The 15650-nt window shown below is 45.4% G+C and carries 15 protein-coding genes; 2 read left to right on the forward strand and 13 right to left on the reverse strand.

Going from position 1 to position 15650, the window contains the following annotated elements:
• Positions 1-21: 21 nt before the first annotated feature.
• From ACTHPA_RS09815 to ACTHPA_RS09860, 10 genes are all read right to left on the reverse strand, one after another.
• Positions 22-729, reverse strand: coding sequence for a PIG-L deacetylase family protein (locus tag ACTHPA_RS09815; RefSeq protein ID WP_440500012.1), 708 nt, complete (start codon positions 727-729; stop codon positions 22-24).
• A gap of 11 nt (positions 730-740) precedes the next feature.
• Positions 741-1793, reverse strand: a complete 1053-nt coding sequence (locus ACTHPA_RS09820; protein WP_440500013.1) for a serine hydrolase domain-containing protein — start codon at positions 1791-1793, stop codon at positions 741-743.
• A complete protein-coding gene (locus ACTHPA_RS09825) occupies positions 1794-2756 on the reverse strand; it encodes a GNAT family N-acetyltransferase (RefSeq protein WP_440500014.1) in 963 nt (320 codons plus the stop codon). It abuts the gene before it with no gap.
• Positions 2753-3736: an N-acetylglucosamine kinase gene (locus tag ACTHPA_RS09830; protein ID WP_440500015.1), complete on the reverse strand. Its 984-nt coding sequence runs from the start codon at positions 3734-3736 to the stop codon at positions 2753-2755. The genes ACTHPA_RS09825 and ACTHPA_RS09830 overlap by 4 nt, the downstream gene beginning before the upstream one ends.
• A gap of 30 nt (positions 3737-3766) precedes the next feature.
• The gene (locus ACTHPA_RS09835; protein ID WP_440500016.1) at positions 3767-5341 is read right to left on the reverse strand and encodes a SpoIID/LytB domain-containing protein; all 1575 of its coding nucleotides are present in this window, start codon (positions 5339-5341) and stop codon (positions 3767-3769) included.
• Between the two features lie 108 nt (positions 5342-5449).
• Positions 5450-6553, reverse strand: coding sequence for an ABC transporter ATP-binding protein (locus ACTHPA_RS09840; protein ID WP_440500018.1), 1104 nt, complete (start codon positions 6551-6553; stop codon positions 5450-5452).
• A 15-nt stretch (positions 6554-6568) separates the two neighbouring features.
• Positions 6569-7339, reverse strand: a complete 771-nt coding sequence (locus ACTHPA_RS09845; protein ID WP_440500019.1) for an HAD family hydrolase — start codon at positions 7337-7339, stop codon at positions 6569-6571.
• Positions 7336-8157, reverse strand: a complete 822-nt coding sequence (locus tag ACTHPA_RS09850; RefSeq protein WP_440500021.1) for a carbohydrate ABC transporter permease — start codon at positions 8155-8157, stop codon at positions 7336-7338. The genes ACTHPA_RS09845 and ACTHPA_RS09850 overlap by 4 nt, the downstream gene beginning before the upstream one ends.
• A 12-nt stretch (positions 8158-8169) precedes the next feature.
• Positions 8170-9132 carry a carbohydrate ABC transporter permease gene (locus ACTHPA_RS09855; RefSeq protein WP_440500022.1) on the reverse strand — a complete coding sequence of 321 codons (963 nt, stop codon included), beginning with the start codon at positions 9130-9132 and terminating at the stop codon, positions 8170-8172.
• Between the two features lie 70 nt (positions 9133-9202).
• Positions 9203-10531, reverse strand: a complete 1329-nt coding sequence (locus ACTHPA_RS09860; RefSeq protein WP_440500023.1) for an ABC transporter substrate-binding protein — start codon at positions 10529-10531, stop codon at positions 9203-9205.
• Positions 10532-10922: 391 nt separating this feature from the next.
• On the opposite strand from ACTHPA_RS09860, the gene ACTHPA_RS09865 reads away from it, so the two are divergent.
• Positions 10923-11609: a C40 family peptidase gene (locus tag ACTHPA_RS09865; protein WP_440500024.1), complete on the forward strand. Its 687-nt coding sequence runs from the start codon at positions 10923-10925 to the stop codon at positions 11607-11609.
• A gap of 42 nt (positions 11610-11651) precedes the next feature.
• Here the strand turns inward: ACTHPA_RS09865 and ACTHPA_RS09870 are convergent, their stop codons facing one another.
• Positions 11652-12572: a patatin-like phospholipase family protein gene (locus ACTHPA_RS09870; protein WP_440500025.1), complete on the reverse strand. Its 921-nt coding sequence runs from the start codon at positions 12570-12572 to the stop codon at positions 11652-11654.
• A 428-nt stretch (positions 12573-13000) separates the two neighbouring features.
• Entirely contained in the window at positions 13001-14020 is a 1020-nt protein-coding gene (locus ACTHPA_RS09875) for a C40 family peptidase (protein WP_440500026.1), read from the reverse strand.
• Between the two features lie 140 nt (positions 14021-14160).
• Between ACTHPA_RS09875 and ACTHPA_RS09880 the strand changes: the two genes are divergently transcribed.
• Positions 14161-15222 carry a YsnF/AvaK domain-containing protein gene (locus ACTHPA_RS09880; protein WP_440500028.1) on the forward strand — a complete coding sequence of 354 codons (1062 nt, stop codon included), beginning with the start codon at positions 14161-14163 and terminating at the stop codon, positions 15220-15222.
• A gap of 167 nt (positions 15223-15389) precedes the next feature.
• Here ACTHPA_RS09880 and ACTHPA_RS09885 read toward each other — a convergent pair whose 3' ends face one another.
• Positions 15390-15587 (reverse strand): hypothetical protein, encoded by a 198-nt coding sequence (locus ACTHPA_RS09885; protein ID WP_440500029.1) that lies wholly within the window; start codon positions 15585-15587, stop codon positions 15390-15392.
• Positions 15588-15650: the final 63 nt, after the last annotated feature.

Consider the following 15650-nt stretch of genomic DNA (forward strand, 5'->3'; position numbering starts at 1 on the left):
CCCTCTTCACATCTCTTTTACTTAAATCGGAAATCCCGGGATATGCCCTTCTCTTCTAACATGCAGTCCCTTTGAGTTCTTCAATGTCTGTGCATACGTTGTGCGAGCCAGACAGCCGCGCATCGTCCCCAGCGCCTTATAATAATCGTAATATCTGAAACTCGTAGAATTCATGATGAACCAATAACACGACAATGCCTCCAAGTAAGCATCGAACGAATCCGTCACATCGACGTAAATATCCGGTTCATACCCGTCCATGTCCTCCCAGTTCTCACTATGGAAAACCCGTCGAAGGCCATGGGGCGGCAGTCCGTCAAGATCGAAGCCCGGCAAGGAGGCTTTCAACCACGCATCTTGTACAATCTTTTGACAGAGCGCATGATCAGGATGCATGCTATTCTCCCAATGCGTAATGACAAATTCCGGCTTCTCTCTCCGGAAGATCGTCGCCACTTCTTTGACAATTTCTTCATTGAACGTCAACTCAGCATCCCGATGTGCGAGCGTGATGCTCGTTCCGCCTAAAATGGCCGCTGCCGCTTCAGCTTCCCGAATCTTTTGCAGACGGTATTCTTCCACATCCATATGTGGCGGTGCTCCCTTCTCCCCTGCCGTCAAATGAAGGAACGTTACTCGATATCCCGCCTGTGCGTACTTATGGGCGATTGCGCCGGCCTGGATTTCCCCATCCCCGCAATGCGCTCCGACGATTAAGACATGCTGCATACGAATTCCCCCTATGAAAACAATGTTGTATAGATGATATTATGTAAGCGGGGCCGCAAACGGAGCATTTCAAGATGCCGCCCAAAATACACACGGTTCGTCAGCAGCATGACCGTCAATTCCTTTTCGGGATCAATATAAAAGCTCGTCCCGGTGAATCCCGTATGCCCATAAGTGCTTTCCGACATTAAATCTCCTGCAGGACTCGCCCCGCTTCCTTTCAATTGCCACCCGAGACCTCTGCTTTCATCCGCAAACGGTGTGAAGTTGCGTCGCGACAGCGCAAGCCAATGCGGGTCGAGAATCTTCTTTCCTTCGTGCACTCCGTCGTTTTCGAGCATCCTCGTGAAAATGGACAAATCGTCCATTGTTGAAAACAATCCCGCATGGCCGCTTATCCCGTCCATGAATTCCGTGTTATCATCGTGGACAATGCCATATTTATGTCCTTGCAAATGTTCGTAATACTCGGTCGGTGCATACCGTTGCCGCTCGTGCGAGGGCTTATATCCCGTATCATTCATTCCCATTGGGACAAATAGACGTTGCTTCGCATATTCGTCGATTTTCTGCCCGCTGGCCTTCTCGATAATTTCCATAAGAAGAATGAACCCAAGGTCGCTATAAACGACATTGCTGTCCGGTGAATATTCCAACTTCTCCTCTTCAATCTCCTTCAGCACCTGAGTGGCCGAAAGTTTTCTTTCAAAGTAAGGACGGTGGGCAATCAATCCCGAAGAATGGGTGAGCAGCTGCTTGATTGTCGTACCATCTTTTCCGTGTTTTTGGAATGAAGGGATGAATCTTGTAACCTTGTCATGCAAATGGATGTCTCCTGCTTCACATAATTGCAAGACGGCCGGCAACGTCACCATCACCTTCGTCAACGACGCCATGTCGAACAGATGGCTGCTCGTTACGGGGACTTTGTCTTCTTCCAAACTATTCGTCCCGACTGTTTCGTCGAGAACGATTTTCCCTTTATGCCGGACTCGGATGACCGCTCCCGGTGTCACTTGCAGATCGATTTCACGCTGTAAATAGTTACGTACCGCTTCTTTCATTCATTCCACCCCAATTGTTTTCGTCATCGACTGATACTGCTTCCAAGGCGTGAAGCCGAGCTTTTCGTAAAAAGAGATAAGCTGCGTCCAATCGATAACGATGTCCGTCACTCCCCTACCGATCAGTTCATTTGCTGCCGCTTTCACCAAGTCGATTCCAAAATGATTTCCCCGAATTGTACGGTCAATCCCTAAAGGTCCGATGCCGCCCATCTCTCCATGGCATAACGCCGACCAATATACATTTTGCGCGATGACCGGCGACTGCTGATCGTTTATCCGGCAGAACCCTTGCAATTCGCCGTCCATGAAAAAGCCGATGAACTCTCTTCCAGTGCCGGCAATCAATTCATAATGAATCGCTTCATAATGCCAGCGTCCCGGAAAGACGCGCTCTAAAAATCGGAGCAGAGAAGGGATGTCATCTTTCGTCAATAGCCGGTAATGCTTGTCCGAATTCGTCAGCTTGTATAACTCACTATCTCGGACGTTTTTAATCAAATCCGTTTCAACCCCGCCCTTTGCATATCCACGCTTTTCAAACCAGCCGATTGTTACTTCGTCTTCTAGAGGGATGCCAGGGAAGTAATGCCACGGGTCGCGTCCTAATCGAATTTCATCCACTCCCGCTTCCAGCAGCGCCTGTTCGGCGTGCCGAAGCAGCTCAGAGCCTAGCCCTTCGTTTTGAAATGGTTTTCCGACAAGCATGCATTGAATCCAACCGACTGTCGCCGGCATACGGGCATCTAGCTTCTCCACATGCCGTTTTACGACGATGAATCCACAAAGTTGCCCGTCAATACAGACAGCGTAAGATCCTTCCCACATCACATTCGGTTCATTTGCCGTGTTTTGGTTCCATAACGCGGCGCTCATCGGAAATCGCTCGCCGATTTCCTTATTCCAGAGACCCACGATATCGGATGCACGTATTTCTAATATAGGCACTACTGTCATTGTCATGGCGTAACCCTTTCTTGAAGCTGTTCATTCAAACGGCTTGAGAATTCCGGATGGACAGCCTTTTGTCTTTCCGCCAATCCTGCAAGTACCGCCCCTCCTACAGGCGGCACTTGCGGCGATTGGAAGATTGCCTTCGGAATCGATTGACGGGACAATTCACGGAACCTCCCTGCAAACAGCTCAAAATCGGTGAAGACGCCGCCTGACAATACAATTGCGGTTGGATCGTTTTTATCGAATAAACGGTGATGGCAAGCTTCAATTGAATGCATCATTTCTTCGCACGCACTCTCCACAATCCATTTTGCAACGTCATCATCCGCCTGTGCTTCTTGCAAAACGAGACGGGCAAGGGGCGCGACGACTGAACGCGGATGTTCTTTCCCATACACTTGGCCGATAATATCCGGGACGTTTTGTACAGCAAAATACTCCTTAATACGATCCGTTAATGATGTCGCCGGGCCGCGATTATCAAAAGAACGAAACACTGCTTTCAACGCTTCATTCCCTAAATAAAACCCGCTCCCTTCGTCATCGAATAAGTAACCCCATCCACCCGAACGGGCGATTTCCCCTTTTGCATTAATGCCCAATGTGACAGCACCGGTACCTGCAATCTGGACGATGCCCGGTCCGCCGAGCGTGCCGGAATATAGTGCATTAAATGCATCATTCCGTACAGTGACTGTCGTTCCGGCTGGCAGCTCCCGCGCTAACAGGGCCGCCACTTCTGCATCGCGTCCACTTTCCCCTACGCCTGCAATTCCTGCAAAACAGACGGACAATTGATTGAAAACGGCTTCGTTCTGCCTTTTCAACTCTTTTGCTAATCCGCAGATCACTTCTTCGAATTCCGCCTGCAGCAACGTGTTCGGATTGCTCCGCCCGGTTACCGCATGCATGTAAACGTTTCCAATTTCATCGGCGACAATGCCCGTCGTCCTCGTTCCACCACCGTCGATTCCTAATACATACATCCGTTGACTACCGCCTTTTTTTCCGTTGAATTAATATCTTGTTTCTAATTCAATTCCCGTGTAGAAATGCTTCAAAATAATATCATACGTATATCCTTTTTCAGCCATTCCGACTGCACCGACTTGGGACATTCCAACGCCATGACCCCACCCGCCACCGTCCACTTTGAATCCGATCGTCTCATTCGTTTCTTCATCAACGACAGGCACAATAATGAACAATGTGCTTAACAATACCGCCGGATTGCCGTTCGCATCGATATATTGGAGCGCCCAACGGATGCGATCCTTGTATTCATAAAACGTACCGTTGTCCGTGACGAATTCAATGACAGCTGCGCGACCCGAGCTAGAACGTTCTGTTACATTGATTTCAAGCACTTGGTTGACCTCTGTATTGAAGTAGGTTCCAACGATTTCACTGATTTCCTCTGCCGTCCATTCGAAATGCCAACGATAATATTTGGACCAATTCGCTTCGAAATCTCCTGTCTTCACTTCACGCAATGATTCCCCTGCGCCTGTTTCCTTGTAAATATCAAGAGCCGGAACGTATTTCAGGTCATTCCCTTTTTGTGCTACATGCTTCGCTCGTAAATAAGGAGTCGCTTCCGAGTTCCATACATCTTCATTATTCGCCGTGAAACCGCCGCTCGTAGAATGGAAGACCGCTGTTATGAGCTTTCCTTCATACGTCGCGACAACCCCTCTTGTACCGTCGACAGCTTCATTGGAAATCGGATGCTCCGCACTAAATCCTCCATACACTTGATCGGAAGTTGTCGGCAATAGATCATAGCCGTCCGCACTCCGCTTACCCATATTGGATAAAGCATATGTGCGCGCTGCAATCGCCTGCGCTTTTTGTGCTTCCACTTCCGCATATGGAACCGGCGGAAGCTCACGAGGAACGACACCGTATAAATATTGCTCGATGCTCAATTCATTAATCCCCGCCAACGTTCCGCTGCTATTGAAGCCGACTTCCGCAAGTCCACGATACGTTTGTCCATTGATCTTAACAAATCCGGACGGCGCCAAAACTTGAACAGGATTCGAAGTCTCCTTCTCTTCCCCGTTTTTCTTCACTTTCAATTGTGTTTCGCCTTCTGCAATCGTTACGACTTTCCAAAATGCATCGCTCGCAGCCAATCCTTTTGCGACTACTTCATCCTTGAATGCAGTCCTTTCTGCAAATGATGCATCCGTCGCAAATTCGCCGAGATACAAACGCCAGCCTCCGTTATAATCTTCGGCGTACGTCGGATACCCTTCTGCATGCGCCCGTCGAAGCCAATCATCTAAATATGCTTGACTCGTCGTGAAAGCGACTTGCAGACGGTAGTGAGTTTGAACGGTTGAAGCGGAGCCCAATTCAACGAACACTTCTTCATCCATTCCGGTAAATAATACCTCGCCTGTGTACTTATCGATCAATTCAAATGCGCCTTGCCCACCGATCGTCAGTGAACCGACGGTCGGCACAACGCCGATCCGGATCGTCGGATCCTCGCCAGTTTGTGCAGCTGCCGTGTGCCCTCCCACCCCTTGGAAAAACATTGCGCACGCCATTAAACTGGCGGCTACATACTTCAGGACTTTCATCCAATCGTTCATCCTCTCTATTATTGGTATTTTCGTTGCTACCAATAGAGATTCGACGAAGCTATGAAATTCCCTTTTAGATTATCAAACTATTTTTGATATTTATTTTCAGGAAGAACGAATACGCAACTCGGTTTCCTTATCGAAGAAATGGAATTTACCCATTGAAAACGCAAGGTTCACTTGCTCACCAGGACGGATTGACGTTTCCGCACTTAAACGTGCGACGAAGTTCTGCCCTTCCAGACTGGAATAGACCATCGTTTCAGCACCGGTCAGCTCGGATACATCGACTTGGACAGATACAACCGATTTCATCCCGCCATCACCGCCGGTTGCAGCCTCTTCTATATGTTCCGGTCGGATGCCGATCATCGCTTCTTTGCCGATATAGCCCAAGCCGCGGAGCATTTCCATCTGGCTTTCTGGGATGAATAGCTTTGTATTCCCTGTCGTGAAGATTCCTTCACCGACAACGCCTGTGAAAAAGTTCATAGCAGGCGAACCGATGAATCCGCCGACGAACACATTCTCCGGATATTCATACACTTCCTTCGGGGAGCCGATTTGTTGGATGAACCCGTCCTTCATAACAACAAGCCTTGTCGCCATCGTCATCGCTTCCGTCTGGTCATGTGTCACATAGATCGTCGTCGTTTTCAGCCGCTGATGAAGCATCGCAATTTCTGCCCGCATTTGAACACGCAGTTTTGCATCCAAGTTCGAGAGAGGTTCATCCATGAGGAACACTTGTGCATCACGGACGATCGCCCTTCCTAACGCAACCCGCTGCCGTTGACCCCCGGACAGCGCCTTCGGTTTTCGTTCCAATAACTCCTCCAACCCCAAAATTCTTGCTGCATTCATAACCCTGTCGTGGATTTCTGCCTTCGGAAACTTTCTGTTCTTTAAACCGAATGCCATATTTCCATACACAGTCATATGCGGGTACAGGGCGTAGTTTTGAAACACCATGGCGATATCCCGGTCCTTCGGCGCCACATCATTGACTTTTTTTCCGTTAATATAAATGCTTCCAGACGTAATTTCCTCTAGCCCTGCAATCATTCGAAGCGTCGTCGACTTTCCACATCCGGAGGGGCCGACAAATACGATGAACTCCTCGTCTTCAATATGCAGATGAAAATCCGACACAGCCGTTACATTCTTATCGAATTCCTTATAAATATGTTCCAAAATCAACTCTGCCATTAATTCGCACCTCTCTCACTTACTTATAACGGATGGCAATTCTGAAAGACTCCCAATCACTTCTTGCGGTATTGCCTCTATCGGAAGCAAATCAAAACGCTTTTTTGTTTCCCTTTCCAACTTTTGCAACACAATATTTTGGATTGCTAGCAGCCCCCTTCGTTCAGATGGCACCAGCTCTTTCAATGAATCCGGCAAATGACGACATATCCAAATGGAACGAACACCAATTTCATTTGCAGATATGACATCATGGTCGATTCGATCTCCTACATGTGCAACAATTTCACCGCGCTCCAAAACGGAGCTGTACACCCTTTTATCCGGCTTCGCAAATCCCGCTTCCTCAGGGGTGACAATCAAATCGAAATGCCTCGTCAACTTCAATACATCCATGACCGGCAATTGATATTTCGTAAAGCCGTTCGTGACGACCGCCAATGAATACCCTCGTTGATGCAGTTCATCCAGCACATCGCAAACTGACTCTTCCAGCAAGTAAACATTCGGTTCCACGCAAAACTCTTTCAAAATCTCTTCTACATTAATAAACACTTGCATGCCATTCGCATTCACATAATGCCTAACAATATCGTCCCAATCATATGCATCCTTGGTCCTTCCGTCCTTTAAACGTGTTTCATGCTCTAGCACGATGTCTCCGATGATGTTATCCAGTAAATTATTTTCAAGCAATATTCGTCTTTCAATTTCTGGAAATACATAACGGACGAAAGGGTTTTGCATAAGTGTCCCATCCAAGTCGAATGTAATCCATTTCTTCATTTCACAGCACCTGTCGTTAAACCTTCAATGAACTGTTTGGAGGCTAATAAAAACGCGACAATCATCGGAAGCGACGAAATCGTTAATCCTGCAAACAACAAATTCCATTGGGTGTCATACTCGCCGAAAAGGGAAAGCATTCCTAACGGTATCGTGTTTTTCGCGTCATCATGAATAAAAATCAACGGATAGAAAAAGTCATTCCATACACCGATCAAGTTGACGATTCCAACAATCGCCAATGATGGCCTCATTAGCGGCAAAATGATCTTGTAATAAATCTGGAATTCATTGCACCCGTCTAGCCGCGCTGACTGATCCAAATCTTTCGGCAGCGACCTGAAAAACCCGTAAAAAACGAAGACGGCGAACGGCACATTTCCTGCAATATAGACGATGACGAGCGAGTTAAGCGAATTTAAGAGGCCTAGCTTCAACATCATCATATATAGCGGCAAAATCGCTAGTTTCATAGGAATCATAAGTCCAAGCATGAAGAAAAACAGGATAAATGGATTCCACTTGAAGTCGTAGCGGGACAAGTAAAATGCAGCCAATGACGAAAAGAATAATATAAAGAAGATGGACAACGCACTAACATACACACTGTTCCATACATAGCTATCGAAATTCACTTTTTCCCAAACGACAGCGAAGTTTTCTAACGTAAATTCCTTCGGAAACGAAAGAGGTGCTGTCAGTATTTCAAGATTCGGTTTAACGGACGATAGGAACATTAAAAATATCGGGTAAAGGGCAATGAGCGAGAACACAATCAAAATCGGATACTTCATAAATTGTTTAAGATTTTTTGACATGCTTACACCCCATTATTGTTCGATTTCTTTCCTCTTGAAGAAGAAAAGTGAAATGGCGGTCGCAGTGCAGATGATTAAGAATAGAATGACCGCAAGTGCAGAACCAAGCCCAATCGCATCCCCACCATCAACAGATCCGAACGCCAACCGGTAGAAAAACAGTGCTAATACGTCTGTTGAATAATAAGGTCCACCGGAAGAGCCTTGCATCGCAAACACAAGTTCAAACGTTTCAAATGAACCGATAAATGTCAAAATCGTCATGATCATAATGGACGGCATCGCCATCGGAATCGTTATCCGAAATAGCATTTTCAACCCAGACGCCCCATCGATTTTGGCCGCTTCGTAAATCTCCTCCGGTATCGCCTGAAGTCCTGCGAGGAAAATGAGAATCGCAAATCCAATTCCGTACCAGCTATTTACGAGAATGATCGTGTACAACGCCGTTTTCGGATCCCCTAGCCATGGATGCGCCCATTCAGCCAACCCTACCATCTTCAAAAAACTATTCAGCGCCCCGTTTGTCGGGTTCAATATTAAGCTGAATAGGAAGCCGACGACGATGACGGATAACAATTTCGGCATGAAAAAGACGGCTTTGAAAAATTCCCTTCCTTTGATTTTGCTATTGATTAATAAAGCCAAAGCGAACGCTAATACAAGCTTCGTCACGACAGTTCCGATGAAATAAATGATGTTATGCCAAAATGCATTTGTGAAAATGGTGTTATACGGCTCTTCCGTAAACAGCCGGATGAAATTTTCCAAGCCGATAAAGTCTTGCCTCACCATCCCTTTAAAGGAATAGAAGCTATTCACGAAGGCAGCAAGTATTGGATACACTTGAAAGCCTACGTAAAAAATTAGTGCAGGTAGTAAAAATAAATGCAAAAAATGCCTCTTCATACTTCTTTTATTCCTGGAGGGTTTGTGTGAAGCTTTTACTTCTGCCACTTGTTCCTTCATTACCATCGAATTTCCCCCTCTGCATTTCAAAAAAATCAGCCGGCGGAGTCCCGTCTACCAGCTGATTTCCGTCAAATTATTTCACTGGTTCAAACCACTTATCCATCGATTTCTGTGATTCATCGATGACGCCGTCGACTGTCAGTTCCTTTATATACATTCCTTGCAATGCATTTTCAAAGGTCGTTTTCGTCGTCGGTGAACCTCCGCCCAAGTAGACGAGCATCAAGTAAGGTGTCGGATTCTTTTCGCCTAGCTCTGTCATTTCTTTCACTAATTCATGGTTCGGCTCGACTCCAGGAATTGCACTAATACGCGCCAGTTCATCACTGAACATTTGACCGAATTCCTTAGAAGCCATGAATTCCATGAACTTTTTCGCTTCCTCTTGATGCTTGGATGCTTTGACGACTGCGTAAGAGCCATCGACCCATGTGACAAGCGGTGTCTCTCCGCCTTCTTCATTCGCAAATGAAGGAAGGATTCCGATATTCAAATCCGGAGCTGTATTTTCAAATGTTTCCAAACGGTAGCTTCCGTTAATGTACATCGCCGCTTGCCCTGTATAGAACATCGCTTGCGTATCTTTATCATCCAAAGCGATGAAGTCTTTCGGGAATAGACTTTCCAATTGTTCCATACGCTTCACCGACTCGACGAAACGCTCATCAGTCAAATCCGCGTTTCCACTCAATAAATCATCGATATATGCTTGATCATATGACGTTGCACCGATGACACTATGGGTAAGCGACAGCAAATAAGCTGCTTTTCCTGCTTGAGCAATCGGAACGATACCTTTTGCTTTCATCTCCTCCCCGACTTTTAACAACTCATCCCACGTTGTCGGCAAGTCGAATCCATGCTCTTCAAACACATCCTTATTGTAAAAAATGACACCGGCATTCAACGATAATGGAACGCCATACACTTTCCCGTCCGTGCCTCTTGCCGCAGTTAAATACTCTTCGGAAATTTCATCGATCCCTTTAATATCATCCAAAGGAACGATGAAATCGCCATCAATAATGGAGACGGCCCCTTCATATGGGCGTAGCTGGATAATATCCGGACCTTGCCCTGCTGTAAGTGCATTCGTCAAAATCGTTCCGTATTCCGTTGACTTATACGGTTTGAATGTGACTGTAATGCCTGGATTTTGGACCTCAAATTCTTTGATGAATTTTTCATATGCTTCCCGGTCTTCTGGGCGCCAGCTGTACATCGTTAATTCAACAGGATCTTTTTCTTCTGCTTTCTCTTCTTCTTTGCCTTCCGTACTTGTTGTCGTTTCTTCCTCGGTTTTTGTCTCAACATCCGTCTTTTCCTCTTTTTCCGAACAGGCCGCTAGCAGGAAAATACTCATCAACAGAAAAGCAGCTAGAAGCATTAATCTCCTCTTCATCCCATCCATCCCTTCTTTCATTTGAAATATTTTTTTACTTTCTGTCGGGAACTTTGATTGAAATGACCAACGAATCACTAACATCTTATTAATTAGAGATAAGTGTTACGACAAGAAACGTACATTATTTTTATGGAGCGCGTAATATTTGGGCATAAAAAAAACGGCTAAATGGATATATCGTCCATTCAACCGTTTTTCTTCATTTCAGGTAATATTAACCTCTATTTCTAGTATATACTTTTATTAAATAAACGTCGTCTCGATGTAATGTTTTTGTAATATCATTGCCCCTGTCCTGTAATATTAGGGCTCTACAATTGGAAGGGTGATCAACAAGAAATATAAAAATACAAAACCATCAAAGATCAGTGGTAGATAGGGGAATAGTGTGAAGAAAGTTGCTTTATCGTTATTCGTAGCAGGTTCATTGGCATTTGGATTTACGGCAGCAGATGCGGAGGCAAGTGCTCCTTCATCACAAACCGTATCAGCACATACCGGTACATATTCAACCGCATATAATGTTAATATCCGTTCAGGAGCAGGAACAAACCATAAAATTCTCTTATTAGCGAAAAAAGGTACAAAAGTCACATACGTAAATGAAAAGAAAATCGGCAAAGACCTTTGGTATCAAGTGAAAGTGAACGGTAAAACAGGCTGGGCACTCAGCACTTTATTAACAAAAAAATCTGTTGCGAAGAGCAATAATAATGTTGCGCTTTCAGACAACGTCGTCAAACGTGCAACTGGATTGACAGGAATTCCATATCGTTTCGGCGGAACAACGACGAAAGGTTTCGACTGCAGCGGTTTTGTTCAATACGTTTACAAGAAATCCGGCAAATCAGTTGCCCGGGATACGTTAGGACAATACGCTCAATCGAAAAAAGTGAGCCAGCCTAAACCAGGTGATTTAGTATTCTTCCAAAACACATATCGTAAAGGGATCTCTCATGTCGGCATTTATGTCGGAAACAATAAGTTCGTCCATGCTGGCGGGAAGAGTTCGCAAATTACAAGCTTAAACAATAGCTATTGGAAATCGAAATTCCATAGTTTCAAGAGATTATAAGATGAAAAAACCGTCTACACAAATGTGCAGGCGGTTTTTGCTTTAGATAATCAATCTGAAATTCCGGGTTTCTTCCATTGAATGGGACCATGTCCGAAGAAACTCATTCGTGCGCGAATGCCCCATTGCCATGAGCGCATCCTTTTGTTCATCTTCCATATTGAACTGGGTTGCGCTGTATTGCTCAACGGGGATGAAAATGATGTCCTTTTCGTGCTTCCGGGAAATATACCTGTCGTCATGCGCGTTTTTCATCGTGGAAAACAATGCCTCGAACAAGTTAAGCGCATTTTTAATATCTCTGCCGCCCATATCATCTTTCCGATGACTCAGCTTCATGCCAATTAAAGGACGTTCCCGTCTTCCTTCCGCATCATCGAAAATCCACATCGGGAAATTGCTCAGCACTCCTCCATCGACGACGATCTTTTCCCCTGTCGGCGCCTTGAAGCGGACAGGTTCAAAAAAGAACGGGATATTGCAGCTCATTCGTAATGCGCGGGCTACCGGAAACATTCCTGGCTCAATGCCATAATGGACTAGATCATCTGGCAGCACGATCATCTTTCCGTGTGTTAGATCAGACGCCACTAGCTTGAGCGATCCCGGCGGCACATCGGCAAAATTGTAAATCCCTTTCGCAGACAGCTTTTCGAAAAACCAGTCCTCGAGAGCATTTCCTTGATATAGACCCATGCGCCAATAGAGCAACAGCCATTTCATGAATGGTATTGGAAGGATCGTCTGGCGCGGGTCGAGCAATAATTGCAAATCCTCTTCCTGCATCATTTGCTCGATTTCCTTGCCGGAATAGCCTGCGGCGATGAAACAAGCAAGAATCGCTCCTGCACTCGTTCCCGCCACCCGTTTAAACTGATAACCTTTCTCTTCCAACGCTTGATACGCACCGACCAAAGCAAACCCCTTCAATCCGCCACCTGCAAACACCCCATCAATTAACACAGCATCCCTCCCATGGCGTTGTTACACTATAATGATTCGCGAGAGAATGTAGAACTTGAAAGGTAAATCTGGTGTTCTTTGAGCGCAGAGCAGCATTCTTGAGCGCGGGAACTGCTTTCTTGGGCGCGGAACCGCATTCTTGAGCGCGGGAACTGCTTTCTTGAGCGCCAAACTGCTTTCTTGAGCGCTAAACTGCTTTCTTGAGCGCGGAATCGCTTTCTTGAGCGCAATTTTAGGGATAAATACGATTAATAGCCATATCCCTCAGCCTGATTGAAAACGCTTGTCAGCCTAGGCGCGAAGTGGAGCGAAGACGCGAATAGAACTAAAGTTCATGAGCGGACGAGCGACACGAGCAACAACGGATGCGAGCGTTTGTCAACAGGCTGAGCCCTTTCCGCTTCAGGAAAGGGCCGTTCATCTGCATTTCATTTCAAATATCTCCGCGCGCCGGCGTAGTTTGTTTTATACGTGCCTATGTCGAACTTAATAATTTCAACTTTCTTAGATGAATTAGGAGCGTGGACCATTTTGCCGTCGCCGATATACATCCCGACGTGATACACTTTCCCTTTTCCTTTATTATGAGCGAAAAATAGCAGATCGCCGGGCTGTAAATCTTTTCGCTTCACCGCCAGTCCATTCGTCGCTTGGACTGAAGAATCGCGCGGAATGAGGATGCCGTGATTTTTATAGACTGAATACATTAACCCTGAGCAATCAAATCCATATGCAGATACCCCTGCCCATAAATAAGGAAGACCAATATACTGCTTTGCACTATCAACAAGATCCTGTTGCGTCGGTTTTGGAATGGATTTAAAATCTGCGTATACTTTCACGTCGCTCTTTCGAACATATTTCAAGCCGTCCGTCTTCGTCTGTACTTGAAGCCAGTCCTTTTCCTCCTTTGCCACTTGGAGGATTGTCGTATAACTAATATCTATGAATTTATATTTGTCATGGAGTTTCGGTTCAATGTATAACGAAGCAATTTTTGACGTAACGACCGCAATTCCTGCATCTCCATTTGTCGGGGAATACGATTTTACATGCGACTTCGGCACCCATCCTTCATAGCCTTTCGCCTGGCCTTTATTAAACTGGTCGACGACTGCGATATAATGCCAGTCTCCGCTCGTCTTCAACACTTCCACACGGTCTCCATACAAAGCTTGCGTGTCAGTCCGGCCAATGAGCCAATTTTTATCCGCCACTGTTAAGCTTTTTGTCCATTTCGCCATATCTGGCTTTGCTGCAATTGAAACAGTGTCGATTTTGCGCGTCCTATTTGGCACACGCCATATGTTAGTTACTGGAACACTGATCGCATATTGTACCGTTTCAGCTTTTCCTAATGACTCCTTAGGCTCCGCAGCGACAGCTGTTTGATGAATAGTGATGAACAAACAAAATATTAGTATAAAAACTGCAATTTTTTTCTGCATGATTTTCTCCCCCTATTCTATCAATTTTAGTATATTCTTAATTGATTGCATAGCGAGTCTTTCAGTGAAAAAGTTTTCAACTTGATAGATTGGGTATTTATATGACAGTACCATCAATCAAAGAGAAGGAGAGATTCTACATGGATGATAAAAAATTTATCGGAATGTATCACAACGACTCGGAATTGATGACAAAAATAGATGACTTGAAAAATCAAGGCATCGATGGTGAAAATATTTATGTCATTGCGCAAGATGATTCAGATGTAACGATGTTTCAAGGAATGAAGTATGGTGATGTGCAAACGACACCTGAATCTTGGTTCGATCGTTTCATGAACTTCTTAACTGGTGAAAACCACGTCCGCAGCATGCTGAAAGAAGCCGGTGTAGCGGATGGCGATATGGACAATTATTACACTGAAATTCAAAATGGCGGGAAGCTGCTATATGTTGATGAAGGCGAACTGAATCGACTTCACACGAGAACTGATGGAAGCTTCGGCATCAATAACGCAAATGTCGATCCGAACTTAGGCGGAAATCGCGTTTCAGAGTATGAAGAAAATGAATTAGACCGACCGCTCTATGGCAACACTTCTTCTGCAGCATTCCAAGACTCCAATATGTATGAAGGCATAGACGAAAACTACGGAAGAGTAGGCGGAGAAGCGTTGCGCAACGAGTCTAATTATGAAACGCCTCCAAACAACTATTACGGGGTGCAGAACCGCTTTGACGAAACCGATCAATTCGACCGTAATATGCAGGAAGAAAAGATGCGTCTGCGTGAAGAGCGACTTAGCGTTGACAAGGAAGAGGTCGAAAGAGGAGAAGTTACTCTCCATAAAGATGTAGTCGAAGAAGAGCAATCCTTCGATGTCCCTGTCATGCGCGAAGAAGTTTACGTCGAGCGTCGTCCTGTAAATGAGTACGAAACCGATGTAAATGAATTTAAAATGCAGCAGGATGATGAAACGATTCGAGTACCAATTACCGAGGAGCGGCTTGAAGTAACGAAAAAACCATATGTTTCAGAAGAAATCGTCGTTGGAAAACGGCAAGTGGAAGATACTGAAACTGTCAATGAAACCGTCAAACGGGAAGAAGCTCGCTTCGAGCAATCCGGTGAAGTTGACGTGCAAGATGAATTCGTTGATGAGCCTACGATGCGTAAAAAATGGGATGACGAACGATTTTAATATAAATAATCGAGCCCGCAAAGCTGGATCCTAGCTTTGCGGGCTTTTCTATGTTTTTTAGTGCCCGATTTGGGGTGAGACACTTTTATGTTTGATGATAATTGAAGGGTTTGAGGACTTTCAGTAGGCTGGATGCTATCTCTGCCCGTTGCTACCCATTCGAAACATCATATTTCGATGAGTGAGATTTTACTGCAGTCTATGACGACAGGGTTGCCTATATTATCCACGAAAAAGGCTAACGACCTTTCACTGTCAATGTTCGTAAATGTTAAATTAAAATGCTCGTTACCGCTCACAACAATCCGGATTAACGGGGTAATCGTGAAGTTCTCCAACAGTTTACAAATGGGATTGTTCATCATCTTTATACACCCCCTTTTATTGGCTGGACAGTTTAACCGGGTTGCTTGTCCACCATTTACCTA

Source organism: Sporosarcina sp. SAFN-015, from assembly GCF_051966875.1.
Lineage (GTDB): Bacteria > Bacillota > Bacilli > Bacillales_A > Planococcaceae > Sporosarcina.